Below are 23,975 nucleotides of genomic sequence, written 5' to 3' on the forward strand. Positions count from 1 at the left end.
CGACGGCGGGTTCCGGAGGCACCGAGCGTCGCCTCGCGGCGCAGGACGACGCCGGTTAATGTCACGGGCATGACCTTTCCGCAGGGTGATCCGTGGGGTGCGCCCACGCCCCCTCCGGAGCCCGGGACCCCGGGTTCCCCGGTGCCGTCGGCGATCGGACCGGTGATCGTCGAGATCGCTGAGATCCAGGTCACCTCGACGGTGGTCCGCACGCCGGTGGGCGATCTGCCGCTGGCCGGTTCCCGCTGGCAGGTCTCCGACCACTGGATCTCCCAGCGCCGGACACCCACCTGGGCGAAGATCGTGGCGTTCGTCGCGATCTGCCCGACCGGTTTCCTGAGCCTGCTGCTCCTGCTGGTCAAGGAGACGGTCCCGCAGGGCACGATGCATGTGACGGTGACGAGCGGCCAGCATCAGTACGTCGCTCGCATCACCCTGCACCACGAGGACGACGTCGCCTCGATCAATCAGCAGGTCAACTATGTCCGGAGTCTGGCCGCTCTGTAGGGCCGTGCAGCGCGCGGACCGCGTCGATGGTGTCCGCCTCGGCGGCCGGTTTGTCGTCGCGGTACCGGACCACGCGGGCGAACCGCAGCGCGACCCCACCCGGATAGCGCGGTGAGGTCTGCACCCCGTCGAAGGCGATCTCCACCACCTGCTCGGGCCGGACCCGCACCACCCACCCGTCGTCGGCGACGGCCAGCTCCTGGAAACGCTCGGTCTGCCAGCGCAACAGCTCGTCGGTCAGGCCCTTGAACGTCTTGCCGAGCATGACGAACCCGCCGGTTGCCGGATCGCGGGCGCCGAGGTGCAGGTTGGACAGCCAGCCGCGGCGCCGGCCACTGCCCCGTTCCACGGCGAGGACCACCAGGTCGAGGGTGTGCCGCGGTTTCACCTTCACCCAGGCGGCGCCCCGGCGGCCGACGTCGTAGGGGGCGTCCGGCGCTTTGATCACCACACCCTCCTGGCCCGCGGCGAGGGCCGCGGCGAACACGGCGGCCGCCTGCTCCTCGGTCTCCACCTCGGTCCGGGCGACGGTCAGGGCGGCCGGGACCACACCGGACAGTGCGGCCCACCGGGTCCGGCCCGGTTCGTCCAGGAGGTCGGTGCCGTCCAGGTGCAGGAGATCGAAGAAGTACGGCCGGAGCCCGCTCACCGGCGCGCCCCGGGTCGCCGCACGGCTGGACGTCTCCTGGAACGGCCGGGGCCGCCCGGACTCGTCGACGAGCATCGCCTCACCGTCCAGAACCGCCTCCCGCAGCGGCAGCTCACGGACCGCGGCGACCACCTCGGGCAGCCGGGCGGTGATGTCGTCGAGGCTGCGGGTGAAGACGGTCACCTCGTCGCCGGAGCGGTGCACCTGGATCCGGATGCCGTCGAGCTTCGCGTCGGCGACCGCCGGAACTCCGGTGCCGAGCAGCGCGGTGGCGACGTCCGGGGCACTGCCGGCCAGCATCGGGCTCAGCGGCGTGCCCACCCGCAGCTGGATCCCGGCGAGCGCGTCCGCCCCGCCGGTCAGCGCGGCGAAGGCCACCAGCTTGAGATCGCCGGAGAGCAGCAGGGCCCGGCGGACCAGGGTGGACGGCACCTCGGCGGCGGAGGCGACCGCCTCGGCCAGCAGCCCGGCCTGGGCGCCCTGCCGCAACTCGCCGCTGAACAGGCCGGCCAGCAGCATCTGCTCGACCTCGGTGGCGGCGCCGAAGAGCGCGCCGAGCAACTGCCGGCGCCGGGCCTGGGAGCCGGTGCCGGCCACGGTGGCGATCTCGGCGACGGCCTGGTCGACGGCACCCACGGTCAGAGTCGCCTCAGCTGCCGGTGGCGGGCGGTCCCGCAGAGCGGCATAACCCACACCGGTCTGCCGTTGCCGCAGCTCACCGGCCAGGTAGGCGGCCCCGGCGACGATCTCACCGGGGTCCAGGCGCCGAAGCGTGGCGGCCAGCAGCTCGATCTTGGCCTTGCGGCCCGAGGTCGCGGTGACGGCGGCCGAGGTGGCAGCGATGTCGAGGAACCGCACGATCCCCATCCTGTCAGCAGGTCACGAGTTTCGCGGCCCCGGCCCGAAGCGTCCCCCGATCGCGACATTTCGCCCTGGTCGAGCCCGCGAGGAGCCACGACGCCCGAGAGCGTGGGCCAGCGAAAGGCCGGGCCGCCGAAAGACCGGGCCACCGAAGGACCGGTGACCAAGCCGGCGGCGAGGCCGGGCGGCAAGGTCGGCAAGGTCGGCGGCGAGGCTGGGTGGCCAGGTCGGCGGCGTGGACCGGACGCCGGGCCGGGGAGGGCCGGTCATGCCGCCCTCGGCTCCTCGATGCGGAACCCGCGGGCGCGGACCGCGTCGGCGACCCGGGCCAGCTCGGAGTCGAGGTTGCAGAGCACCTTGGAGAGGTCGTCGAGATGGTCGGTGAGGGTGTCGTCGTCCCACCCGGAGACGTCGACGTCACCCAGCGCGCGGGCGGCGGCCCGGAGCCGGGCGATCGACTCGATGCGGTCACGGGTGCGGAGGCGGTCGAGCGAGTCGCGCGTGCCGGGGGTCACCCGGGCCGCCCGAGGCGCGCGACTCGCGAGCACAGCCGAGAGGGTCGGTGCATTTATCGAACGCATGTACGAATCCTACATGGAATGATCGCTCCCGCCACCCCCTCGAACCACCCTGTGGACAACCGATTTCACCTGGCCATGGCGTGCTGGAAGAGGGTGGCCGCCTCCCCCGGATCGGCCCGGGAGGCGACGAATCCGTCCGGTCTCACCAGGTACAGCAGACCGGGCCGCAGCGTGGTTCCGGGAGCCGCCGGGAAGACGTGCACGGGCAGCCCCAGGTCCGGCACATCGTCGGCGGACACCTCGCCGTACGCGTGGATCTGCCAGCAGGCGGCCCGCAGCGCGGTGTGGTTGGCGCCGGCCCACGGCAGCCGCCGGCCGATCACCGGATCACGGCGGCGGCCCGGTGCGGGAGCACCCGGTTCGAGCGGATAGTGGACGCGGATCTGGGCGACGTACTGGAAAAGCCGTGATCCTCCGGCGGTGCGGGGCAGCACCCGGACCGCGAGCGGGGCGATCAACGGCACCGCGATCCGGCGCAGCAGGCGGATCGGCGGACGGGTCGAGGTGACCGCGTTGAAGACCCGGTCGGTGGTGGCGACGAGTTTGCGGGCGACCGGGCGGCGTTCCGCCTCGTACCGGTCCAGCCAGCGGTCCTTGCGGGTGCCGTGCAGCACGTCGGCCAGTTTGAAGGCGAGGTTGTGGGCGTCCTGGAGCCCGGTGTTCATGCCCTGGCCGCCGACCGGCGAGTGCACGTGGGCCGCGTCGCCGGCCAGGAAGAACGGTCCGTCCCGGAAGGCTGCGGCGACCCGGTGGTGCACCCGGTAGGTGGCGAACCAGCGGGCCCGGTCGTAGGTGACGCCGTACGTCCGGCGCATCCGCTCGCGGGCGTCGTCCTCGTCCAGATCGCCGTCGCCGTCGGTGTCGCGGACCAGGCCGATCAGCCGCCACGCGCCCTCGCGCATCGGGAAGGCGAGCAGGAAGTCGTCCCGTTCCGGGCGGACGTTGACCGCGCCCTCGATCAGGCCGGCGGCGCCGGCCGCGTCCAGCACGAAGAAGCGGTGCGGGTTGGTGATCCCCTCGAAGGCGATCCGCCGCGACTTGCGGACCACCGAGTTGGCGCCGTCACAACCGACACAGAACCTCGCGCGTACGGTGTCGTTGGCGACCTTCGCCTCGATGCCGTCGTCGGTCTGCACCACGGCGGTGACCGGCGACTCCCAGAACACCCGGCCGCCGAGTTTCTGCAGGTTCTCGTAGAGGATCTCCTCGTTGCGGCTCTGTTCGAGGATCTCGATGAACGGGTACGCGGTGAGCCCCTCACCGAGCGGGCCCAGCGGGATCCGGCCGAAGACCCGCGCACCGAAGCCGGGAGCGAGTGCCCCGGCCCGGTGCGCCGCCTCCAGAACCTGGTCGCCGATGCCGAGCTGGTCGTAGATCTCCAGGCTGCGCGCCTGCACGACGAGCGCCCGGGACTCGCGGGTCGGGCCGTCCTTGCCGTCGGCCACGATCACCCGCACCCCGAGCCTGGTCAGCCAGTTGGCGAGCATCAGCCCGGTCGGGCCGGCGCCCACCACGAGGACGTCACAAGTCAGCTCGGCCATCAGCCACCCCGTTTCTACTTCGTCAGAGTCTCCGCAACGTTCTTGAGCAGCAGTGCCTCGGCGACACACACCCGCTCGAACTCGCCCAGGTGCAGGCTCTCGTTCGGGCCGTGCGCCGCCGCGTAGGGGTCCTCGACACCGGTCACCAGGATCGCCGCCGACGGGAACAACTCCTGGAAGGTGGCGATGAACGGGATCGAGCCGCCGACACCCATGTCGACCGGGTCGGTGCCGTCCCAGGCGGACCGGAACGCGGCGCGGGCCGCGTCGTACACCGGGCCGGTGGCGTCGATCACGCAGGGCGCGCCGTCGCTCTCCAGCGTGACCTCCAGCTGGGCGCCCCACGGCACGTTCTTCTCCAGGTGGGCCCGGACCGCCTCGAACGCCGACTTCGGGTCCTCACCGGGCGCCAGCCGCACACTGATCTTGGCTTTGGCGGTGGGCTGCAGCGCGTTCGCCGCGACCAGCGTGCCGGGGGCGTCGATGCCGAGCACCGAGATCGACGGCTTGGTCCAGATCCGGTCGGTGATCGTGCCCTTGCCGATCAGGCCGACACCGTCGAGGATCCCGGCCTCGTGCCGGAAGCGGTCGGCCGGATAGTCGACGCTCGCGCCCTCCCGGCCCACCAGGCCCTGAACGGCGACCTCACCGTCCTCGTCGTGCAGGGTGGTGAGCAGGCGGGACAGGGTGATCAGCGCGTCCGGGACGGGACCGCCGAACATGCCGCTGTGCACCGCGCTCTTCAGCACCCGCACCTCGGCGAACAGGTTGACCAGGCCGCGCAGCGAGGTGGTCAGGGCGGGCCGGCCGATGTCCCAGTTGCCGGAGTCGGCGATCACGATCACGTCGGAGCGCAGCTCCTCCAGGTGCTCGTGGATGATCGTGTCGAGGGAGTCGGAGCCGTACTCCTCCTCGCCCTCGACGAAGACGACCACGCCGACCGGCAGCTGGTCACCGAACGCGCGCAGCGCCGCCACGTGGGCCATCACACCCGCCTTGTCGTCGGCGGCACCGCGGCCGTACAGCCGGCCGTCGCGCTCGACCGGCTCGAACGGGTCGCTCGCCCACAGCGCCGGGTCGCCGGCGGGCTGCACGTCGTGGTGCGCGTAGAGCAGCACGGTCGGGGCGCCGGCCGGGGCCGCCTTGCGGCCGATCACGGCGGGCTGGCCACCGTGCCGGACGATCTCGGTGTCGAGCCCGCACCCGCGCAACAACTCGGCGACCGCCTCCGCGGACCGCTCGACGTGCGAGTGGTCGAAACCTTCGAAGGCGACGCCCGGGATCCGCACCAACCGCTCCAGGTCGGCACAAACACCGGGCATCTCACGCCGGATCGCGGCATGCAGATCGGATTCACTCAGGCTCATGCCGCCGATCGTAGGCCCGCGATGTGACATCGGTCCGGCCCGGCCGGTGGATCATGCGTCCGGCGTACCCTCTCCGCCGTTGTCCCGACGACCCCGCCGGGCCGCGTCGGTCGCCCAGTTGTACGCCTTGCCCGCGGCGGAGCCGGCCAGGTCGGCCGCGCCGCCACCGAGCCGGCGCACCAGGCCGACCAGCGGATCCTGTGAGTTCTCGAAGTCCTCCCGGTACGCCTTGGCCGCAGCCTTCACGTCCTCGGTGACCGAGGCGTCGCCGTCGGTGTCACGGCGCGGGTAGTCGCCGCCGATGATCCGGGCGTAGTCACCCGAGTCGATCCACTTGCGCAGCTCGGCGGCCCGGGCCACCGGCACCGGGTGGCTGCTCCAGGCGGTCAGGCCGATCTTGTGGATGCTGTCGCGCAGGTCGCCGCCGCTCTCGTACTCCGCGGCCTGCTCCAGGAACGCCGCCGTGTCGATCTGCGAGAGGTCGCCACCACCGGCCAGTTTCATCAGCAGGCGCAGCGAGGCGGCCGGGTCCTGGCCGGCGAGCAGACCGGCCCGGTCGGCGGACAGCTCCGCCTTGCGCCACCACTCATACATCGCCGCGATGATCGCCCGCAGCGCCATCACACCCACCGGCAGCCAGCTGATGTTGGCCAGCCAGCCGGTCAGGATCTGCATGATCGTCTTGTAGACCGCGTGGCCGCTGCGCACGTGGCCGATCTCGTGCCCCAGCAGCGCCCGCAGCTCGTCGTCGTCGAGTTTGTCCACCGCGCCCGTGGTGATCACGATGAACGGCCGGTCCAGGCCGATCGCCTGACCGTTGATGATCGGGTTCTGCGAGACGTACAGCTCGGGCAGCTCGGCCACGTCGATCGTGCTGGCCGCCTCGGTGAACCGCTGATAGACCCTGGGATACTGCCGGTGGTCGACGCGGATCGCCCCGGCCAGGAACTGGAGGCGGAAGCCGCGCTCGTTCCACATGCCGAAGAACGTCTTCACCACGTCGTCGAACCCGCGCAACTCCCGCAGCGCGGACAGCGCTCCGCGGTCGGCGGGGTGCTCCCAGGCCCGCGAGCTGATGCCGGTCAGCGTCACCCGACGGCGGGCCGGCCGGTTGTCGTCCTCGGTCGTCATCTGCACCACCCGTTCTCACCGCTGCCGCGGCGCCGGCGCCGCGCNCGCTTCCGGGCCCCAACGTACGCCGCTCACGCAACGGATGTCCCCGCTCGCGACCCGGAGAAGTCCCCTACGGGGCACCCGGGGGCAGGAACGGCATCCCCTTCGGCGGCCCCTGCTCGATCAACCGGAGCAGCGCAGCCGTGTCCAGATGCTCGGCCACCAGGTCGCCGAGCACGTCCAGGGCCCGCTCCCGGACCGCCGCGAACCGGGTGTCCGGAGCCGGCGTGAACCCGTGCCGCCCGGCCAGCCGCGCCGCCTCGGCCAGGAACCGGCGGCGGAACCCGTCGGACTCGAAGGCGCCGTGCCAGTGGGTGCCGAAGACGTTGCCGGCCACCGCGCCCTCCGGACGGCCGTCGGCATAGCGGATCAGCGGTTCCGGGGTGCCCGAGGAGACGAAGCCGTGATGGATCTCGTACCCGCTGACCGGCACGCCCATCGCCGAGCCGGACGGGCGGGACAGCGTCTTGCGGGCGGCGAAGGTGATCCCGGCCGGCAGGAGGCCGAGGCCGGGGACCGTACCCAGGCCGCTCTCGACCTCGTCGTCGATCGTCTCGGCGAGCATCTGGAACCCGCCACAGATGCCGAGCAGCGGTCTGCCGGCCGCTGCGTGGGCCTGGATCGCGCCGGCCAGACCGGTCCGGCGCAGCCAGGCGAGATCGCTCACGGTGGCCTTCGACCCGGGGATCACGACCAGGTCGGCGTCGGCGATGTCGGCCGGCTCGACGGTCAGATGGACCCGGACACCCGGTTCGGCGGCGAGCGCCTCGGCGTCGGTGGCGTTCGAGATCCGTGGGAGCCGGACCACCGCGACACGCAGCCAGGCGGTCCCGTGCGGAGGCCCGGGACGGCCCAGGACGCGGCCGTACGCCAGGGAGTCCTCGGCGTCCAGCCAGACGTCCGGGTGGAACGGGAGAACTCCGTGCACCGGCCGCCCGGTCGCCTCGGTGATCATGTCCAGCCCCGGGCGGAGCAGGCCGAGGTCGCCCCGGAACTTGTTGATCACGAAGCCGGAGACCAGCGCCTGGTCCTCCGCCGAGAGCAGCGCCAGCGTGCCGAAGAACGCGGCGAACACCCCGCCCCGGTCGATGTCGCCGACCACCACGGTAGGCAGGCCGAACCGCCGGGCCAGGCCCATGTTGACGAAGTCGCCGGCGCGCAGGTTGATCTCGGTGGGGCTGCCGGCGCCCTCACAGATCACCGCGTCGTACTCGGTGCGCAACTCGTCCAGCGCCGCGAAGGCGGTCTCGGCCAGCCGGGGCCGCAGCGCCCGGTAGTTGCCGGCGGTCACCGTGTCGACCGCCTCCCCCAGCAGCACGACCTGGCTGGACCGGTCGCTGCCCGGTTTCAGCAGGACCGGGTTGAACCGCAGGTCGGGTGCCAGGCCACAGGCCGCCGCCTGCATCGCCTGCGCCCGGCCCAGCTCACCGCCGCGGCCCTCGGCGGTGACCACCACCGCGGAGTTGTTGGACATGTTCTGCGCCTTGAACGGGGCCACCCGGACGCCGTTGCGGTGCAGCCAGCGGCAGACCCCCGCGGTCAGCACACTCTTGCCGGCGTCCGATGTGGTGCCGGCGATCAGCAGGCCGCTCACCACGCGCGCCGGGCCGCCGCCACCGCGGCCGCCATCGTCACGGCCACCGCGCCGACCGCGCCGGACACCCGGGCCGCCCGGCGCAGGTGTTTCGCCGACGGTTTCGGGCCGTCGCCCAGGAACGGCCGGGTCTCGCTGCGCCCGAAGTAGACGTTGCGGCCGCCCAGCCGCACCCCGAGCGCGCCCGCCATCGCCGACTCGCACTGCCCGGCGTTCGGGGACGGGTGGTCGGCGCGGTCCCGCCGCCAGACCCGCCAGGTCTCCCCCGGCGTGCCGCCCGCGATCGGCGACACGGCGATGGTGAGCAGCCCGGTGAGCCGGGACGGCACCAGGTTGAGCAGGTCGTCGAGCCGGGCGGACGGGGTGCCGAACCGCGCGTACCGCTCCGAACGGTGCCCGACCATGGCGTCCAGGGTGTTGGCGGCCCGGTAGCCGAGCAGCCCGGCCGGGCCGAGCAGCGCTCCCCAGAACAGCGGGGCGACGAGGGCGTCCGAGGTGTTCTCGGCGACCGACTCGACGGTGGCCCGGGCCAGCTCCGGCTCGTCCAGTGCGGACGGGTCGCGCCCGCACAGGTGGCCGAGCCGCCCACGGGCGGCCGGCAGGTCACCGGCCTCCAGGTGGCGGGCCATCACCCGGGCCTCGCGGCGCAGGGTCCGGCCGCCGAGCACGGTCCAGGTCGCCGCGGTGGTGACGGCGAACCGGGCCACCGGATGGTTCCGGGTGGCCCGGCCGGCGGCGAGGCCGGCCAGCACGGGCACCCCGACGGCGACGGCGGTGAAGACCGCCCCGGCCCGCCGGTGGGGCCGGTGGACCCGCCGTTCCAGGGCACCCGCGGCCGTGCCGAAGCCGGCGACGGGGTGCAGGCGCCGCGGATCGCCGAACGCCGCGTCGAGCAGATATCCGGCGACGAGGCCGGCCGCGTCCGCGGTCCACCGTGGTGGCACTGGATGTGATCCTTTGCAAGTGGAGCCGCAGTCGGCCTCAACGGCCGAACGCGGCCGGCCTCAGCGGCCGAACGGTGTCAGGTCGAAAGCCCAGACCGCGAGGGCCGGGGGCTCGTCGTTCTCCGGATAGGGGACCGGCTCGAGTTCGCCCCAGACGATCGAGCCGGGGGCCCGATCCTCCAGGAACTCGACCACGATGGCCCGCAGATCCTCGGTTATCCGGTAGTCGTCGCTGAACGGGAGATCACTGGGTTTTCGGGTGCCCGCCGAGCAGCGCAGCTGCCCGGCCACGGCGTCGTGCCAGACGTAGAACGTGGCGGTGCCCCGATGCCCGGCGCCGGCCACGATCGTCCGCAGCCCGGCCGCCGTCTCCTCGAACGCGGTCACGACCTCGTCCGCGGACAGGCCCATACGCTCGTGGGGCGGCGCGCCGAACCAGTTGGTGTTGGCGTTCTCGGCCGTCTGGTCCTCCGGCGATAGCACCACCGTCTCGGTCACGATGGCGCGGATGTCCTTCAGCAGCACTGGTCCAGTTTGCCGGGTGACGACGCGTCCGGCCCACCCGGGCCGCTCCGACGGCCGGGCGATTCGCCCGGCACGATCGGCCCATCCCGATCGAAGGAATCGATCACTGTGAGCCGGAGATCCGTTGAAGTCCTGATCTTTCCTCCTTTCGAGTGACGGCTGGGGCCGGTGGTGGATCCGGTCCCAGGGCCGCGGCGGCCCGGCCCGTCGCCTCTCGCCGGTGAGGGCGGGCCGGGCCGCCGGGCACCGCCACACCCCGGGGCTCCTCAGGGGTCGGAACCGGGGCCGGTGGCGGTCTCCGGAAGGTCTCAGGCGGCGATCGGCTCCCGGCGGTCCGGCACCGGCGCCACGGGCTCCGCGCCGGTCTCCGTCACCGTCTCGGCGACCTCGTCGACGATCTCGGCGACGACCTCCAGGAAGGTCGGCTCGATCCCGTCGGGCAGGCCGTCACCGAACTCGACAGGTGATTCACCGGCCGGCAGCGGCTCGGTGTGCTCGCCGCGGACGACGGCCTCGGCGTCGGCCCCCTCGATCGTGCTGTTCGGGGCGGGCTTGTTGCGATGGAACCGGGCGCGCCCCCGGGCCAGGTCGTGGCCGACGGCGATCGCCTCCATCTCGTAGGAGACCCGGTGCTTGTTGTCGTCGTCGACCCAGTCACGGGTGAAGATCCGGCCGTAGACGACGACCGGGTCACCGACGGTGATCGAGGAGGCGACTCCCTCGGCGAGACGGCGCCAGGCGGTGACCCGGATGCGCAGCATGTCGCCGTCGGTCCAGCGGTTGTTGTCGCGGTCGAACCGGCGGGCGGTGGAGGCGATCCGGAAGTTGGCGACGAGCTGGTTGTTGGTGGTGGTGCGCCGCCACTCGGGCGCGGTCAGAACGTTGCCGACGACGGCGATGTTGGTCTCGAACACGAGCGTTGTCTCCCTCTGCGGGGTGGGTGGTGCCTCGGTCGGGTTCGAGATTGCGTCACCGGCGATGATCTTGCGGCCACGGATTGTGGACAACGGCGAACTGTGGATGAAGACCGGTGTGCGATCGGCGATCTGGTATGGCGCAGCAGGCAGTACCCATGGGTAACCTTGGGGGCGTGGAGACCGACGTCCTCGGGATGCCGTACGAGCGGCACACCATCGAACTGGGCAGTGACGACGAGGGCCCGGTGGTGGCGACCCTGGTCCGGCGCCGGGCGGCCACCCCGTCCCGACGGGCCGTGCTGCACGTCCACGGGTTCGTGGACTACTTCTTCCAGACCCACATGGCCGACTTCTTCGTCGAGCGGGGCTGGGACTTCTACGCGCTGGACCTGCGCAAGTACGGCCGCAGCCTCCTCCCGCACCAGACCCCGAACTTCGCCCGCAGCATGCGCGACTACTTCCCGGAGCTGGACGAGGCCGCCCGGATCATCCGCGAGCAGGACGGCCACGACCAGCTGCTGGTCACCGGGCACTCCACCGGCGGCCTGATCACCTCGCTGTGGGCGCACACCCGGCGGGGCCGGGGCCTGATCGACGGCCTGTTCCTGAACAGCCCGTTCTTCGACTTCAACCTGCCCTGGGTGGTTCGGCGGCCCCTGATGTCGGTGGTGCTGGCGGTCACCGGGCGTCAGCCGTACCGCAAGATGCCCGTCGCGAATCTGGGTCTTTACGGCCGGAGTCTGCACAGCGAACACGACGGTGAGTGGAATTACGACCTGACCTGGAAACCGATCACCGGGTTCCCGGTCACCATGGGCTGGCTAGAGGCGATCCGGCAGGGGCAGCTCAAGCTGCGGTCCGGCCTGTCCATCGACGCGCCGGTCCTGGTCGCCTGCTCGACCCGGACGTTCCGCGGCCGCCAGTGGCACGACGACGTCCGGGTCAGCGACTCGGTCCTCGACGTGGATCACATCACCCGCTGGGCCCCCGGCCTGGGCCGGCGGGTGACGATCGCGCAGTTCGACGGTGGGATGCACGACCTGACCCTCTCCGGCAAGGAGGTACGGGCCGAGGTGTTCCGCGAGTTGGGACGCTGGGTGGACGCCTTCCTGCCCGCGCCGGGTGCCCCGGATGTGGAGATTCCCCCCGCCCCGGAGGACCAAGCGGGCAAAACGGCGGCCCTGAGGGCGGCCGAGGCGACGGTGGAAAGCCGGACTGCCGACGAGGCGGACGACAAGTCCGACGCGACCGCCTAGTATGTGCTGGCCAGCGCTCGTAGCTCAGCGGATAGAGCAACGGACTTCTAATCCGTCGGTCGCAGGTTCGAATCCTGCCGGGCGCGCATTCTGAGCAGTGAAGGTTCGGCCTCCGGGGCTCGCCCGGAGGCCGTTTCCGCACCCGGCAGCAGTACCGTGACGTCCAGGCCGCCCTCCTCCCGGGAGTCGGCGTGCAACCGGCCACGATGAGGCGCCGGCCACCGCACGGACGATGGACAGGCCCAGCCCGGTGCCGGAGAGCCGTTCGGTGCCGTACCGGCGGAACGGCTCGAACAGGCCGGGCACGAGGCGGTCCGGGCGCTGCTCGCCGCCACCGCCAACCCGGAGAACCCGGGCCAGGTGGACGTCTCCAACCCGTCCGACGCGCCGCCAGCGGGCCACCGCCGGCACCTTCACCGCGTTGCCGCTCGGCGGCATCGGGGTGGCCGGCCGTCGTACCACTGTGGGCACTCGCCGGCGGTGCGGCGCGACCCTGCTGAGGCGCGACCCTGTTGAGGCGCGACCGCGCTGAGGCGCGACCAAGCTGATCGGGGCGCTGGCCGGCCTGTACCCGGCGATCCGGGCCGCCCGCCTGGCCCCGGCCGAGGCATCGGCCTGATCTTTCCGGTCCGATGTTGATCCATCCTGGGAGCGTTCCCGTACCAATCAGGGAAGGTTCCATCGCGTATCGGGGAAGTAGCAGGTCAATGCGCCGAAAACTGGTCATCACCTCCGGACTCGCCGCCACCATGGTGGCGGCCGGAATCGGTGTCGCGACGGCTGCCGAAGCCGCCGTGCCGACGGTCAACTGTCCACAGGTCACCGTCACCGTCAACGTTCCCGCTCAAGCCCAGGCGGAGGTGGACAACAACCTTCGGCTCCTCGATCAGCAGATCAACGAGGCGAACAACCGGATCGCCGCCACCCTCGGCCAGGGCGGGGCCAACTTCATCCAGAACGCGATCCTCGGACCGCTGAAGGACAAGCGGTTCGCGGTGATCAACCGGATCGAGACCGCGATCTCCCGCAACGCCGCCCGGCCGGACCTGAAGGCCGAGCAGCTGTCGGTGTGCACCCTCAACGAGGACGGCGCGGCGCCGGTCGTCACCACGCCGCCGGCCGCCGAACCCGGCAACAACCTGGGCATCCTCACCAACACCTGCGAGACCAGCGGGCTGGAGCCGCACACCGGCTTCCAGCTCGGCAACAAGTGTGTCTCCACCGAGTTCGGTGAGGTCGGCGCGGCCGCCAACAACGCCACCCTGCTGATCACCCGGGCGCCCACCCAGGTCCGCCGTAACCAGGCTTTCACGCTGCAGATCAGCACCCGCAACCTGATCCGCGACCGGTTCCTCGCGGCCGGTCAGGGCGGCTACTACGTGGAGAGCTCGGTTCTGCAGAACGGCCTGGTCCGCGGTCACTTCCACACCGCCTGCCGGATCCTGGACAGCACCCGCCAGGCGCCCGCGCCCGAGCCGGTGCCGGCGTTCTTCGTCGCCACCGAGGACAGCCGCGGCAACGCCACCCCGGACACCGTCGCCATCCAGGTGCCCGGTCTGGCCCAGTCCGGCACCTTCCAGTGCTCCGCCTGGGCGGGCGACGGCTCGCACCGCATCCCGATGATGGAACGCGCGAACCAGACGCCCGCCCTGGACTCGGTCCGGATCCGGGTCCGCTGAGGTTCTAGCCGGCCCGCCCGGTCTCCACCGGGCGGGTCAGCGACACCGAGTTACCCATGCACAGACCGGGCTCCTTGCCCAGCTTCTCGGCGATCTGCAGACAGCGGGCCACCTGGTCGACACTCGCGTCGGTCTTGGTGATCTCGGCGCGGGTCTTCGCGTTCGCCCGGTCGATCTCCAGGTTGCGGGCCTCCAGGATCTTCTGGCCGTACGCCGCGATCGCCTGCGTGGTCGGCTCGTCGTACTGCGGCGACTCGAACGCCACCGACTTCACCACGATCTCGTCACCCAGCTCGGCGTTCAGCGCCTGGACCAGGGTGTCCTTGTAGGTCTTGTTCAGATCGGGCGCCGGCGCGTCCCCACTGGTCGGATCCACCGAACCCAGCGGGTCGAAAGTCGCGAAGATCGACGTCATGGCGCCGTTGATCTGCGGGTTCACCCGCCGCTCGATGAACACCTCGAAGCGCGACTTGCTGCCCACCTCCCGGTAGGCCGCCCAGTTCTCCGGCGCCTTCTCCGCCTTGGCCGACCACTCGATCTGCACCGGGATGCAGGCCCGCCGCTGCGCCGCGATCGTCACCCACACACACTCGTCACCCAGGTGCGAGTAGGTCTGACCGGACGCGTCCCACTCGTCGATGCCCTCCCACGGCAGGGTCCACTGCAAACCGGCGCCGGTGGTCCGGCCGGTCGGCTTGTTCCAGGCCGTCACGATGCCCACGTTGCGGGTCGGCACCACCGTGATGCTCGACGTGACGATCACCGCGATCGACAGGATCAGACCGCCACCGAACGCCAGGAAAGCGTTGCGCCGCACCGAGGGAACCTTGGACATGACACCGGTCAGCAGCGCGATAATCGCCAGACCGAATAGAAGAACACCGAAGACGAACATGCTGTGACGATATGGCAACGAGGCAAGTTGCCGCAGGTCAGGGCATTTCTATGACTATTCTGTGACTGTTGGGCGACAGTCACACGACCTTTTTGGCGACCGCCCCGTACGCGTCCAGCCACTCGGTCTCACCGTCCGGCCGCCACTCGGTGATCTGCACCAGGCCCGGCTCCACCGGCTCCAGTCCCGCGAACAGCCCACCGATCTCCTCCGGACCGCGCAGGATGTACGGCACCCCACCACTCTGCGCCAGCCGGTCCGCGCCCTCGACCACCGACGGCGTGGTGTTCGTACCGTCCCACAGAACCAGGTAGCTGCCCGTCGGAACCGCCGCCATCACCCGGTCCACGATCTTCTTCACCGTGCCCAGATCCGGCTCGTAGCCCAGCACACCCATGAACATGACACCGATCGGCCGGTCGAAGTCCAGCACCTTCCGCGCCTCGTCCAGGATCCGGTCCGGGTCGTGGTAATCGGCGTTCACGTGCACGGTGCGGTCACTCTTGTCCATCAGCGCACGAGCGTGCACCAGCACCAGCGGATCGTTGTCCACATAGACGACCCGGGCGTCCTCACCGGCCACCTCGTGCGTGTTCTGCATCGTCGGCAGACCGGTGCCGATGTCCAGGAACTGCTTCACGCCGGCCTCGTCGGAGAGGAACCGCACCGCCCGGATCAGGAACTGCCGGGAATGCCGCGCCATCAGCACGATCTCCGGATAGACCTGGGCGACCGCGTCCCCCGCGGCCCGATCCGACGCGAAATTGTCCTTGCCACCCATCCAGTAGTTCCAGATGCGCGCCGCGTGCGGAATCTCCGGCCGAAGCTCGTCACTCGTCGATGCCATGCGCACGTTCTACGGCAGTGCGCCCGCCGGCACAAGAGGTGATCAGGATGAGTCGGTCATTCTCCGCACTCGGCTGCGCGTGCCGGCCGGACCGGGAAAATCGGTGTCGGTGGGTGGGTGGGAGCTGCCACGATCCCGGCATGGTGCGGGCGGGTGGCGTGCGGATCGGGTGGGCGGACATCCCCGCCCCGGTCCGGCTGGACATCGAGGCGATCATCGGTGGCGGGCCGGTGGTGGCCGCCGCCTCCCAGCCCGGCGGGTTCTCACCGGGCACCGCCGACCGGGTCCGCACCGTGGACGGCGCGCGGGCGTTCGTCAAGGCGGTCACGCCGGCGCTGAACGAGCAGTCGGCGGTGCTGGCCCGGAATGAGCTGCGGATCACCGCCGCGCTGCCGGAGCACGCCGCGGCGCCGCGTCTGCTGGGTGGTTTCGACACCGGCGACTGGGTGGTGCTGGTCCTGGAGGACGTCGAGGGCACCCATCCGGGCACGCCGTGGGCGGCTCACGAGATCCGGGCCGCGGCGGCCACGCTGCGGGGTCTGGCCGAGGCGCTGACCCCGGTGCCGGTGGCCGGCCTGCCGACCGCGTCGGAGAAGTACGGCGCGGAGTTCTCGCGCTGGGACGCCCTGGCCGCGGACCGCCCGGACGACCTGGACGCGTGGGCGGCGGCCCATCTGGACGAGTTGCGGGCGGCCGCCGACCGCGGGGTGGCCGCGCTGGCCGGTGGTGGCACGCTGGCGCACACCGATCTGCGCGCCGACAACATCCTGATCCGGGCCGACGGCAGTCTGGTGCTGGTGGATTGGCCGCATGCGTGTGCCGGCCCGGCCTGGCTGGATTCGGTGCTGCTGGCGATCAACGTGATCGTGCACGGCGGCGATCCGGCCCCGCTGTTGGACGGTGTCGACGCCGATGTGGTGACCGGGGTGATGGCCGGGGCGGCGGCCCTGTTCCAGCATCGTTGCCGGCAGCCTCCGCCGCCGGGTCTGCCGACGGTCCGGGCTTTCCAGCGGTTCCAGGGTGATGCCCTGCTGCCGTGGCTCCGGACCGCCCTGGGGGAGCCGAAACGGGGCTGAACCACACCCGGTGCGCCCCCGTAACAGTTATGGGGTCGACCGGTAGATGGGACCTCAAGCACACCGCACCGGGCCCGGTACGCCGGGGGACTAGGCTTGATGCCCGTGAACTGGGCTTCGGCGTGGCGGCCCGGGCGCCCAACCGAATCATGGAACGGAAGATGATGACCGACCAGCCCAAGGTGCGAGTCCTGCTTCTGGAGAGCATCCACCCCGACGCGGTTTCCCGCCTCGAGGAGGACGGCTTCCAGGTCGAGTCCCTGCGCAACGCGCTCGACGAGGTCGAGTTGATCGACCGCATCTCCGGAGTGCACCTGCTCGGCATCCGGTCCAAGACCCAGGTGACGGCGAAGGTTCTGGAGGCCGCCGACAAGCTGGTCGGCATCGGAGCGTTCTGCATCGGCACCGACCAGATCGATCTGGCCGCCGCCTCGGCCGGTGGGGTGGCCGTCTTCAACGCCCCGTTCTCCAACACCCGTTCGGTGGTGGAGCTGGCGATCGCCGAGATCATCGCGCTGACCCGGCGGCTGACCGAGAAGAACGCGTCGATGCACGAGGGTGTCTGGGACAAGTCGGCGGACGGCGCCCACGAGATCCGCGGCCGCCGTCTCGGCATCGTGGGGTACGGCAACATCGGCACCCAGCTGTCGGTTCTCGCGGAGAACCTGGGCATGTCGGTCTCGTTCTACGACACCGCCGACAAGCTGGCGCTGAGCAACGCGCACCGGTGCGCCAGCCTGGACGAGCTGCTGGAGTCGAGTGACATCGTCACGCTGCACGTCGACGGCCGGCCCGGCAACGCCGGTTTCTTCGGCGCCGAGCAGTTCGCGAAGATGCGGGCCGGCAGCCTGTTCCTGAACCTGTCCCGGGGCCTGATCGTGGATCACCTGGCGCTGCGGGACGCGTTGCGGAGCGGCCGCCTGGCCGGTGCCGCGGTGGACGTGTTCCCGAAGGAGCCGAAGGGCCGCGGTGACGAGTTCCTGTCCGAGCTGCGTGGCCTGCCGAACGTGATTCTCACCCCGCACATCGGCGGTTCGACCGAGGAGGCCCAGTCCGACATCGGCGGCTTCGTGGCGAACAAGCTGGCGAAGTTCGTGACCGAGGGCAACACCACGCTGAGCGTCAACCTGCCCGGTGTGACCCTGCCCGATCTGCCCGGCATGCACCGCATCGTGCACATGCACAAGAACACCCCGGGTGTGCTGGCCCAGGTCAACCGGATCCTCGCCGAGCACAACGTCAACGTCGAGGGTCAGATGCTCAGCACCCGCGGCGAGTACGGCTACCTGATCACCGACATCGCCCGCGGCTACCCCGACGTGGCCCTGGACCAGCTGCGTGCCATGGAGCAGACGGTCCGCCTGCGTGTGCTGAACTGACGTTTCGTGGAGGGCCGCCGGTGCGGCCCTCCACCGGTCAGGACGGCGCCGAGGTCTCCACCTTCAGCAGGGTGACCGGGGCGATCGCGTCCACGTCGTACCGGTTGCCGCTGGTCCAGTCCCGCGGTGTCAGCGTCGAGCCTGGTGCCACGTCCTTGAGCGTCTTCGCTCCGGCGGTCACGGTGCCCGCGCCGCCGCCCACCTTGATCCGCACCGGGCTGCCGGTGGGCGCCCGCAGGATGAGTTCCTCGACGCCGCCGGTGATCCGCATCGGCACCGTGCCGGAGGCCTGGGCCAGGTTCATCTCGGCCCGGCGGGTGCCGCCGACCAGTTCGATGCCCTTGATCCGGCCCTGGCTGAGGTCGACGATCCGCTCGGCCGAGTAGCCGGAGAAGCGGATGGTCCAGCGCACTTTCGCGGTCAGTACCACCTCGACCTCGCCGCCGGTTCCGGCCGTCTCGCGGGTCAGGTCGACCCGCAGCCGGTCGTCGCGTAGTTCGGCGCTGGGCCGGACGCCGCTGCCTTCCGGCGAGCTGATCCGGTAGAGGTCCTCGCCCAGGTCGTCGATCCGCAGCCGGACCCGGTCGGTGGCGGCCATCAGTTCGAAGGTCGCGATGTTCATGTCGTTGATCGGCCCGCTGGCCACCTGCTCGTTCGTACCGCCGAGCTGGAGCATGTCGCGGATCTGGTTGTCGTCGCCGGTGTAGTAGACGACGCCGGTGAGCGCGATGGCGGCCAGCGCCACCACCCCGAGCACGGCCATGCCGACGGTCACCAGGCGGGACTGCCGGGGCGGTTCGGGGCGGCCCGGCGGGGGCGGGGTGTCGCCGAACACCACCGGTTCCCGTGGCGTGCCGGCCGCCGGCCAGGAGGAGGCGGTCTCGAAGGTCGCGCCGTCCGATCCGGACGGTCCGGATTCGAACGAGGCCGGCCACGGCACGCCGGCGCCGGCGCTGTCGTCCGGGGCGGGGTAGGCGCCGGCCGGGGACGCGGGCGAGAAACCCGGGTAGGCGCCGGGAGACGCCGGCGACCGACCTTCCGGTCCGTCCGTCCCATTTCCCGATTTACGTACGACCGGCAAGCCGTCTGTTCCGGGGTCTCCCCCACCGGATCGTTGCCGGGTCGGCTCGCCGCTGCCGGTGTCGGGGTCGGCTCCCGAGTTCCAGCCGCCGCGCCGCCGGGACGAGGTGTCGTCGGCCGGTTCGTCGGCGCCGTAGCCGGGGTTCGCGCCGATGATCACGCTCGGGTCGCGCCGTGAGGGGAAGGCTCCGGACGCCGTGGTGAGCGAGCCCATCGTCCCGCCGGCCCATCCGGCCGGTTTCGGCAGACTGCCGGCGCCGGTGTCGCCGCTCTGCCGAGGCAGGCCACCGGTGTCGCCGCTCTGCCGAGGCAGGCCACCGGTGTCGCCGCTCTGCCGGGGCAGGCTGCCGGTGTCGCCGCTCTGCCGAGGCAGGCTTCCGGTGTCCTCGCGGCCGCGGGGCGGGCGGACGCCGCCGATCGGCCCGTCGCTGAACCCGAACGAGACCCGTCCCGGCCCGGCGGGCGAGGCCGGCCCGAACTCGGGCGGCGACGAGACGGGCTTCGGTGCCGGCGGCGCGGACGTCGGCGGGACGGCCGGGCTGGACAGGGCGGAAGGTGAGGAAAGTGGTGAAGTGGGAGAAGACGCGGATGCCGCAGCGGGTGAGGAGAGCGACCCGGTGTCCGACGGTTTGTCCCCGCCGAACCACGAGACCGGATCCCCACCGATGTCCGGACGGTTGGCCTGCGGCCGGCGTCGCGGCAGCCGTCCGCCCTTCAACCCGTCGTCTGGATCGGACGTGTCGCCGACAGCGGCGGTACGGTTCACGATTCCTCCCTGCACAGCGCACCCACGTGTGTCCCCCGGTAGGAGTACGTACGGAATCGCTTCTCGGATGAGTGACCGCAGGGTTTACCGCGGGTCAGGTCGAACAAGACCTCGCCGGGTGGCGATCGCGACCGCCTCCAGCTGACTGTGCGCGCCCAGTTTGGCGAGCACCGCCTTCTGGTATCCGCGGCAGGTGTGCACGCTGATGCCCAGCCGGCGGGCCACCGCGCGGGCGTCCAGACCGGCCGCCATCAGCTGCAGCACCTCGTCCTCACGGGCGGTCAGGCCACCCGGGGCGAGCACGCTGCCGCGCGGTCCGGCCACCGTGGGCGTGGTGCTGCGCAGCAGCCGGGCCAGGATGTCGGTGGAGACGGTCATACTGCCGCGATGGGCGGTACGCAACGCGTTGAGGACGTCACCGAGCGCGCCGTTCTTAGAGATGAATCCGGCGGCCCCGGCGGTCGTCGCGCGGCGCACCAGGGTCTGGTCCTCGCTGGCCGTGAGGATCACCACACGTGAGTCGGGCTGGCGCACCCGGATCAGTTCGGCGATGGCGATGCCGTCCGCATCGGACAGTTCCGGATCCATCACGATCACGTTCGGCGACAGCTCGGCGGCGAGGCGTATCGCCTCCGCGCCGGTGCCCGCGTGCCCCACACAGTGCAGGTCGGGCTGACCTGCGAGGGCGTGTCCCAGCAGCTCGGCGAAGGTCTGGTGACCGTCGACGACGAGCACAGTGATCGTCTCGCCGCTGTCCATACGTCACCCTTCCTCAATCCGGCCCCCGACGGGCTCCGCGCAGTCTAAGGATTACCCGACGGACTGCCTTCCCTACCAACAGGCTGCCCACCGGAACGCCCGACGGACAGTTGCCTCCGAGCGGACGTGATGACCAGTCGTTCGGCCGAGACACCCCCTCGCTTTGGGGCTTGTCGACACCGGCCTCCGGACAGCACAGTTCTCGATCATGCACGACATCCAGCTCTTCGGCCGTCTCGAGGTCCGCACCCGCGGCATTCGCCTGACCGGTGACGATTTCGGTGGCGCCCGCCCCCGCCAGCTCCTCGCCCTGCTCGCCCTGCGCGGCGAGTGGTCTCTTGTGGAGCTGGCCGACACGCTGGGTGTCCCCGCCGCTACCCTCACCTCGGATCTGGGCATCCTCCGGGACCGGCTGGAGCCGGGTGTGCACCGGCGCGACTCGGTGATCACCACCCACCGCGGCCGGGCCCGGCTGGTCGCCGACCGGGTGCACGTCGACACCGCCACCTTCGACCAGTTGCTCGCCAGCGCGGCCGGCCGCCCGGCCGCCCGGGCCGCCCGCCCGCTGGCCGCCGCCGCCTTCCTGGCGTCCCGCCCGCTGCTGGAGGAGGAGGACGCACCGTGGGCAGCCGAGGCCCGTGCCGAGTACCGGGCGAAACTGATGATGGCGGGCGACCCGCAGCCGATCGGCTGACCCCCGGACGGTGAACCTTTCTCGACCTGTCATCGAGCCCGGCACGCCCGGCCGGCGAGCCGCCGCCGGGTAGGTTCGGCCTCGCCACGTTGAAAAAGGTTCAATCAGGGGGTGTTCCCCACCGCCCTGACTCCGGTGCCGTTCGCCCCGGAGATCTCCCTGCACCTCGTCACCCAGCCGCTCGGGCTCTTCGACCTGACCGGCGGTGAGTTCCACAGCGATCAGCCGCCACCGTTCTGGGCCTTCGCCTGGGCCGGTGGCCAGGCCCTGGCCCGTCACCTGCTGGATCGTCCGGCACAGGTGGCGGGCCGTCGTGTGCTCGACGTCGCGACCGGCTCGGGTGTCGCCGCGGTCGCCGCCGCGCGCTGCGGGGCCGCCGCGGTGGCCTGCACCGACGTCGACCCGGCCGCGGTCGAGGCGGCCCATCGCAACGCCTCCGCCAACGGGCTGTCGCTCGTCGCCCGGCTGGACGACCCCGAGGTGGTGCTGGCCGGCGACGTCTTCTACAGCCCCACGGTGGCGCCGAAGATGGTCGCCACGCTGCGCGCCTTCCGCAAGAACGGCGCGACTGTGCTGGTCGGCGACCCGGGCCGGGGCTTCTTCCCCGGGCGTCTCTTCGAGCTGGTGGCCGAGTATGTCGTGCCGGTCCCCGCGCATCTGGAGGAGACCGAGGCGCTCACCACGGGCGTCTGGCGCATGAAGTGACATGCATTCATCACGCAACAAGTTGTAGCCTACATGCACATTGATACCCGGAGGCCCATCGTGCACGAACAGGAATCCACCCGGCTGGCCGAGGAAATCACGCGGTTGGTCCGGATGGGCGCCCGATTCCGGGGCATGCTCAAGACCGGAGACCTCGGCGCTGAGTTCTCCGCGCTGATGCTGCTTCCTCCGTTGCGTGCGATGGGTCCGATGCGAGTCACCGACCTGGCCGAGATCAAAGGGGCGGATCCGTCGACGGTCAGCCGTCAGGCCGCCCAGTTGGTGAAGGCCGGTCTGGCCCGCCGGGAGGCGGACCCGGCTGACGGCCGGGCCTCCCGCCTGGCCGTGACCGAGGCCGGCGTGGCCGCCTGCGAGCGGGTGCGCCAGGCCCGGGTGGCGATGCTCACCCAGGTCCTGGCGGACTGGCCGGCCGACCGGGTGGGCGCCTTCACCGATCTTTTCGAAGAGTTCAACGACGCGGTCGAAGCGCACCTGCGCTCCGACACGGGAGCACCTCCACGGGAGACTTCGTGAGCCACCCCGCCCCATCGGCGCCCGCGCCGGTGGAATTCACCCACCGCCAGATCCTGACGATCCTCGGCGGCCTGATGATGGGCATGTTCCTCGCCGCGCTGGATCAGACGATCATGGCGACCGCGACCCGGACCATCGCCGACGACCTCAACGGCTTCAACCTGCAGGCCTGGGCCACCACCGCGTTCCTGATCACGTCGACGATCGCCACCCCGCTGTACGGCAAGTTGTCCGACATCTACGGCCGCCGCCCGTTCTTCCTGCTCGCGATCGGCGTCTTCATCGTCGGCTCGTTCCTCTGCGGCCTGGCCGGCGACATGTGGCAGCTGGCCGGCTTCCGGGCCATCCAGGGCCTCGGCGCCGGCGGCCTGATGTCCCTGGCCCTGGCCATCATCGGCGACATCGTCCCGCCCCGCGAGCGCGCCAAGTACCAGGGCTTCTTCCTCGCCGTCTTCGGTACGGCGAGCGTGCTCGGCCCGATCCTGGGCGGCTTCTTCGCCGGCGCCGACGAACTGCTCGGCACGGCCGGCTGGCGCTGGGTGTTCTTCATCAACGTGCCGATCGGCCTGGCCGCGATGGCCGTGGTGGCCAAGGTGCTGCACCTGCCGCACCACCGGGTCGACCACCGCATCGACTGGCCCGGCGCGCTCACCCTGGTCATCGCGCTGGTGCCGCTGCTGACCGTGGCCGAGCAGGGCCGGGAGTGGGGCTGGGACTCCGGCCGCTCGATCGCCTGCTTCGTGGTCGGCGGCATCGGCCTGATCGGTTTCGTGCTGGCCGAGCGCGCCTACAAGGACGAGGCGCTGCTCCCGCTGAGCCTGCTGGGTAAGCGCACGGTGGCGGTCGGGGTGACCGCCAGCACGATCCTCGGCATGGCGATGTTCGGCGGCCTGATGACCGTCCCGCTCTATCTGCAGATCGTGAAGGGGTCCACCGCCACCGAGGCCGGCCTGCAGATGATCCCGTTCGTGGTGGGCATCATGACCGGCTCGATCATCTCCGGGCAGCTGATCTCGCGTACCGGCCGGTACCGGATCTTCCCCATCGTCGGCAGCGTCTTCATGGTCATCGCGCTGTTCCTGTTCTCCCTGGTCGGCGCGGACACCCCGCTGTGGCGCACGATGCTGGTGATGGTCCTGATGGGCCTCGGCCTGGGCAGCAACATGCAGCCGATGATCACCGCCGTGCAGAACGCGGTGTCGCCCCGGCAGATCGGCACCGCCACCGGTGCGGTCACCTTCTTCCGTTCGATGGGTGGCACGCTCGGCACCGCGGTCTTCCTGTCGGTGCTGTTCAACGTGCTGCCCGCCAACATCGAGAAGGCCTACGGCTCGGCCCAGCAGACGCCGGCGTTCCAGCAGGCGCTGGCCGCCGACCCGGCCCAGGCCGAGATCCTGCGGACCGCGACCAGCGGCGCCGGGCTGAGTGACACGTCGTTCCTGAGCAAGCTCTCCGACACGGTCTCGCACCCGTTCAAGGTCGGGTTCGCGGACAGCGTGCACGTGGTCTACCTGATCGCGTTCTTCATCATGATCATCGGCTTGATCGTGGTGCTGTTCCTGCCCGAGATCCCACTCTCCCAGCGGTCCGCCCAGCAGGCGCGCGCCGAGGCCGCCCACGAGGAGGAGACCCGCAAGGCGCAGTAG

22 protein-coding genes and 1 tRNA gene are annotated in these 23,975 nt (G+C 71.2%); 10 read left to right on the top strand and 13 right to left on the bottom strand.

The window, feature by feature from the left end:
* Positions 1-69 precede the first annotated feature (69 nt).
* Complete coding sequence (locus ACQ0O7_RS16760; protein WP_430783002.1) at positions 70-507, top strand: hypothetical protein; 438 nt, start codon at positions 70-72, stop codon at positions 505-507.
* Here ACQ0O7_RS16760 and ACQ0O7_RS16765 read toward each other — a convergent pair.
* From ACQ0O7_RS16765 to ACQ0O7_RS16805, 9 genes are all read right to left on the bottom strand, one after another.
* Positions 476-2,023 carry an ATP-dependent DNA ligase gene (locus ACQ0O7_RS16765; RefSeq protein ID WP_430783003.1) on the bottom strand — a complete coding sequence of 516 codons (1,548 nt, stop codon included), beginning with the start codon at positions 2,021-2,023 and terminating at the stop codon, positions 476-478. The genes ACQ0O7_RS16760 and ACQ0O7_RS16765 overlap by 32 nt on opposite strands.
* Positions 2,024-2,283: 260 nt before the next feature.
* Positions 2,284-2,481 (bottom strand): hypothetical protein, encoded by a 198-nt coding sequence (locus tag ACQ0O7_RS16770; protein WP_430783314.1) that lies wholly within the window; start codon positions 2,479-2,481, stop codon positions 2,284-2,286.
* A gap of 182 nt (positions 2,482-2,663) precedes the next feature.
* Positions 2,664-4,139, bottom strand: a complete 1,476-nt coding sequence (locus ACQ0O7_RS16775) for an FAD-dependent monooxygenase (protein ID WP_430783004.1) — start codon at positions 4,137-4,139, stop codon at positions 2,664-2,666.
* A gap of 14 nt (positions 4,140-4,153) precedes the next feature.
* Complete coding sequence (locus tag ACQ0O7_RS16780) at positions 4,154-5,500, bottom strand: dipeptidase (RefSeq protein WP_430783315.1); 1,347 nt, start codon at positions 5,498-5,500, stop codon at positions 4,154-4,156.
* A gap of 57 nt (positions 5,501-5,557) precedes the next feature.
* Positions 5,558-6,637: a M48 family metallopeptidase gene (locus ACQ0O7_RS16785; RefSeq protein ID WP_430783005.1), complete on the bottom strand. Its 1,080-nt coding sequence runs from the start codon at positions 6,635-6,637 to the stop codon at positions 5,558-5,560.
* A 112-nt stretch (positions 6,638-6,749) separates the two neighbouring features.
* Entirely contained in the window at positions 6,750-8,276 is a 1,527-nt protein-coding gene (locus ACQ0O7_RS16790) for a cobyric acid synthase (protein ID WP_430783006.1), read from the bottom strand.
* Positions 8,270-9,217 carry a cobalamin biosynthesis protein gene (locus ACQ0O7_RS16795; RefSeq protein WP_430783007.1) on the bottom strand — a complete coding sequence of 316 codons (948 nt, stop codon included), beginning with the start codon at positions 9,215-9,217 and terminating at the stop codon, positions 8,270-8,272. Before ACQ0O7_RS16795 ends, ACQ0O7_RS16790 begins: the two co-directional genes overlap by 7 nt.
* Before the next feature lie 60 nt (positions 9,218-9,277).
* Positions 9,278-9,742 (bottom strand): hypothetical protein, encoded by a 465-nt coding sequence (locus ACQ0O7_RS16800; protein WP_430783008.1) that lies wholly within the window; start codon positions 9,740-9,742, stop codon positions 9,278-9,280.
* Positions 9,743-10,050: 308 nt separating this feature from the next.
* Positions 10,051-10,656, bottom strand: coding sequence for a single-stranded DNA-binding protein (locus tag ACQ0O7_RS16805; RefSeq protein WP_430783009.1), 606 nt, complete (start codon positions 10,654-10,656; stop codon positions 10,051-10,053).
* Positions 10,657-10,832: 176 nt separating this feature from the next.
* Here ACQ0O7_RS16805 and ACQ0O7_RS16810 point away from each other — a divergent pair, with 176 nt between their 5' ends.
* From ACQ0O7_RS16810 to ACQ0O7_RS16820, 3 genes are all read left to right on the top strand, one after another.
* A complete protein-coding gene (locus ACQ0O7_RS16810) occupies positions 10,833-11,915 on the top strand; it encodes an alpha/beta hydrolase (protein ID WP_430783010.1) in 1,083 nt (360 codons plus the stop codon).
* A 13-nt stretch (positions 11,916-11,928) separates the two neighbouring features.
* Positions 11,929-12,001: transfer RNA gene (locus ACQ0O7_RS16815), tRNA-Arg, on the top strand.
* Positions 12,002-12,622: 621 nt separating this feature from the next.
* Entirely contained in the window at positions 12,623-13,594 is a 972-nt protein-coding gene (locus ACQ0O7_RS16820; protein WP_430783011.1) for a hypothetical protein, read from the top strand.
* Between the two features lie 4 nt (positions 13,595-13,598).
* Here the strand turns inward: ACQ0O7_RS16820 and ACQ0O7_RS16825 are convergent, their stop codons facing one another.
* The gene (locus ACQ0O7_RS16825) at positions 13,599-14,489 is read right to left on the bottom strand and encodes a hypothetical protein (RefSeq protein WP_430783013.1); all 891 of its coding nucleotides are present in this window, start codon (positions 14,487-14,489) and stop codon (positions 13,599-13,601) included.
* Positions 14,490-14,568: 79 nt separating this feature from the next.
* A complete protein-coding gene (locus tag ACQ0O7_RS16830) occupies positions 14,569-15,336 on the bottom strand; it encodes an SAM-dependent methyltransferase (RefSeq protein ID WP_430783015.1) in 768 nt (255 codons plus the stop codon).
* A gap of 140 nt (positions 15,337-15,476) precedes the next feature.
* Between ACQ0O7_RS16830 and ACQ0O7_RS16835 the strand changes: the two genes are divergently transcribed.
* Together ACQ0O7_RS16835 and serA are read left to right on the top strand one after the other, a co-directional pair.
* Positions 15,477-16,412 (top strand): aminoglycoside phosphotransferase family protein, encoded by a 936-nt coding sequence (locus ACQ0O7_RS16835; RefSeq protein WP_430783016.1) that lies wholly within the window; start codon positions 15,477-15,479, stop codon positions 16,410-16,412.
* Between the two features lie 149 nt (positions 16,413-16,561).
* Positions 16,562-17,791 (top strand): phosphoglycerate dehydrogenase, encoded by a 1,230-nt coding sequence (gene serA, locus ACQ0O7_RS16840; protein WP_430783017.1) that lies wholly within the window; start codon positions 16,562-16,564, stop codon positions 17,789-17,791.
* A 37-nt stretch (positions 17,792-17,828) separates the two neighbouring features.
* Here serA and ACQ0O7_RS16845 read toward each other — a convergent pair whose 3' ends face one another.
* On the bottom strand, positions 17,829-19,637 hold the full coding sequence (locus ACQ0O7_RS16845; RefSeq protein ID WP_430783018.1) for a hypothetical protein: 1,809 nt from the start codon (positions 19,635-19,637) through the stop codon (positions 17,829-17,831).
* Positions 19,638-19,721: 84 nt separating this feature from the next.
* Positions 19,722-20,396, bottom strand: a complete 675-nt coding sequence (locus tag ACQ0O7_RS16850) for a response regulator (protein WP_430783019.1) — start codon at positions 20,394-20,396, stop codon at positions 19,722-19,724.
* A gap of 208 nt (positions 20,397-20,604) precedes the next feature.
* Between ACQ0O7_RS16850 and ACQ0O7_RS16855 the strand changes: the two genes are divergently transcribed.
* The 4 genes from ACQ0O7_RS16855 to ACQ0O7_RS16870 all read left to right on the top strand — a co-directional run bounded on the left by ACQ0O7_RS16855 (position 20,605) and on the right by ACQ0O7_RS16870 (position 23,975).
* Entirely contained in the window at positions 20,605-21,090 is a 486-nt protein-coding gene (locus ACQ0O7_RS16855) for a hypothetical protein (protein ID WP_430783020.1), read from the top strand.
* A gap of 111 nt (positions 21,091-21,201) precedes the next feature.
* Positions 21,202-21,795, top strand: coding sequence for a class I SAM-dependent methyltransferase (locus tag ACQ0O7_RS16860; RefSeq protein ID WP_430783021.1), 594 nt, complete (start codon positions 21,202-21,204; stop codon positions 21,793-21,795).
* 60 nt (positions 21,796-21,855) lie between these two features.
* On the top strand, positions 21,856-22,329 hold the full coding sequence (locus tag ACQ0O7_RS16865) for a MarR family winged helix-turn-helix transcriptional regulator (RefSeq protein WP_430783022.1): 474 nt from the start codon (positions 21,856-21,858) through the stop codon (positions 22,327-22,329).
* A complete protein-coding gene (locus tag ACQ0O7_RS16870) occupies positions 22,326-23,975 on the top strand; it encodes an MDR family MFS transporter (protein WP_430783023.1) in 1,650 nt (549 codons plus the stop codon). Before ACQ0O7_RS16865 ends, ACQ0O7_RS16870 begins: the two co-directional genes overlap by 4 nt.

It is taken from the genome of Actinoplanes sp. G11-F43, assembly GCF_050589265.1.
In the GTDB taxonomy this organism is placed as follows: Bacteria; Actinomycetota; Actinomycetes; order Mycobacteriales; family Micromonosporaceae; genus Actinoplanes.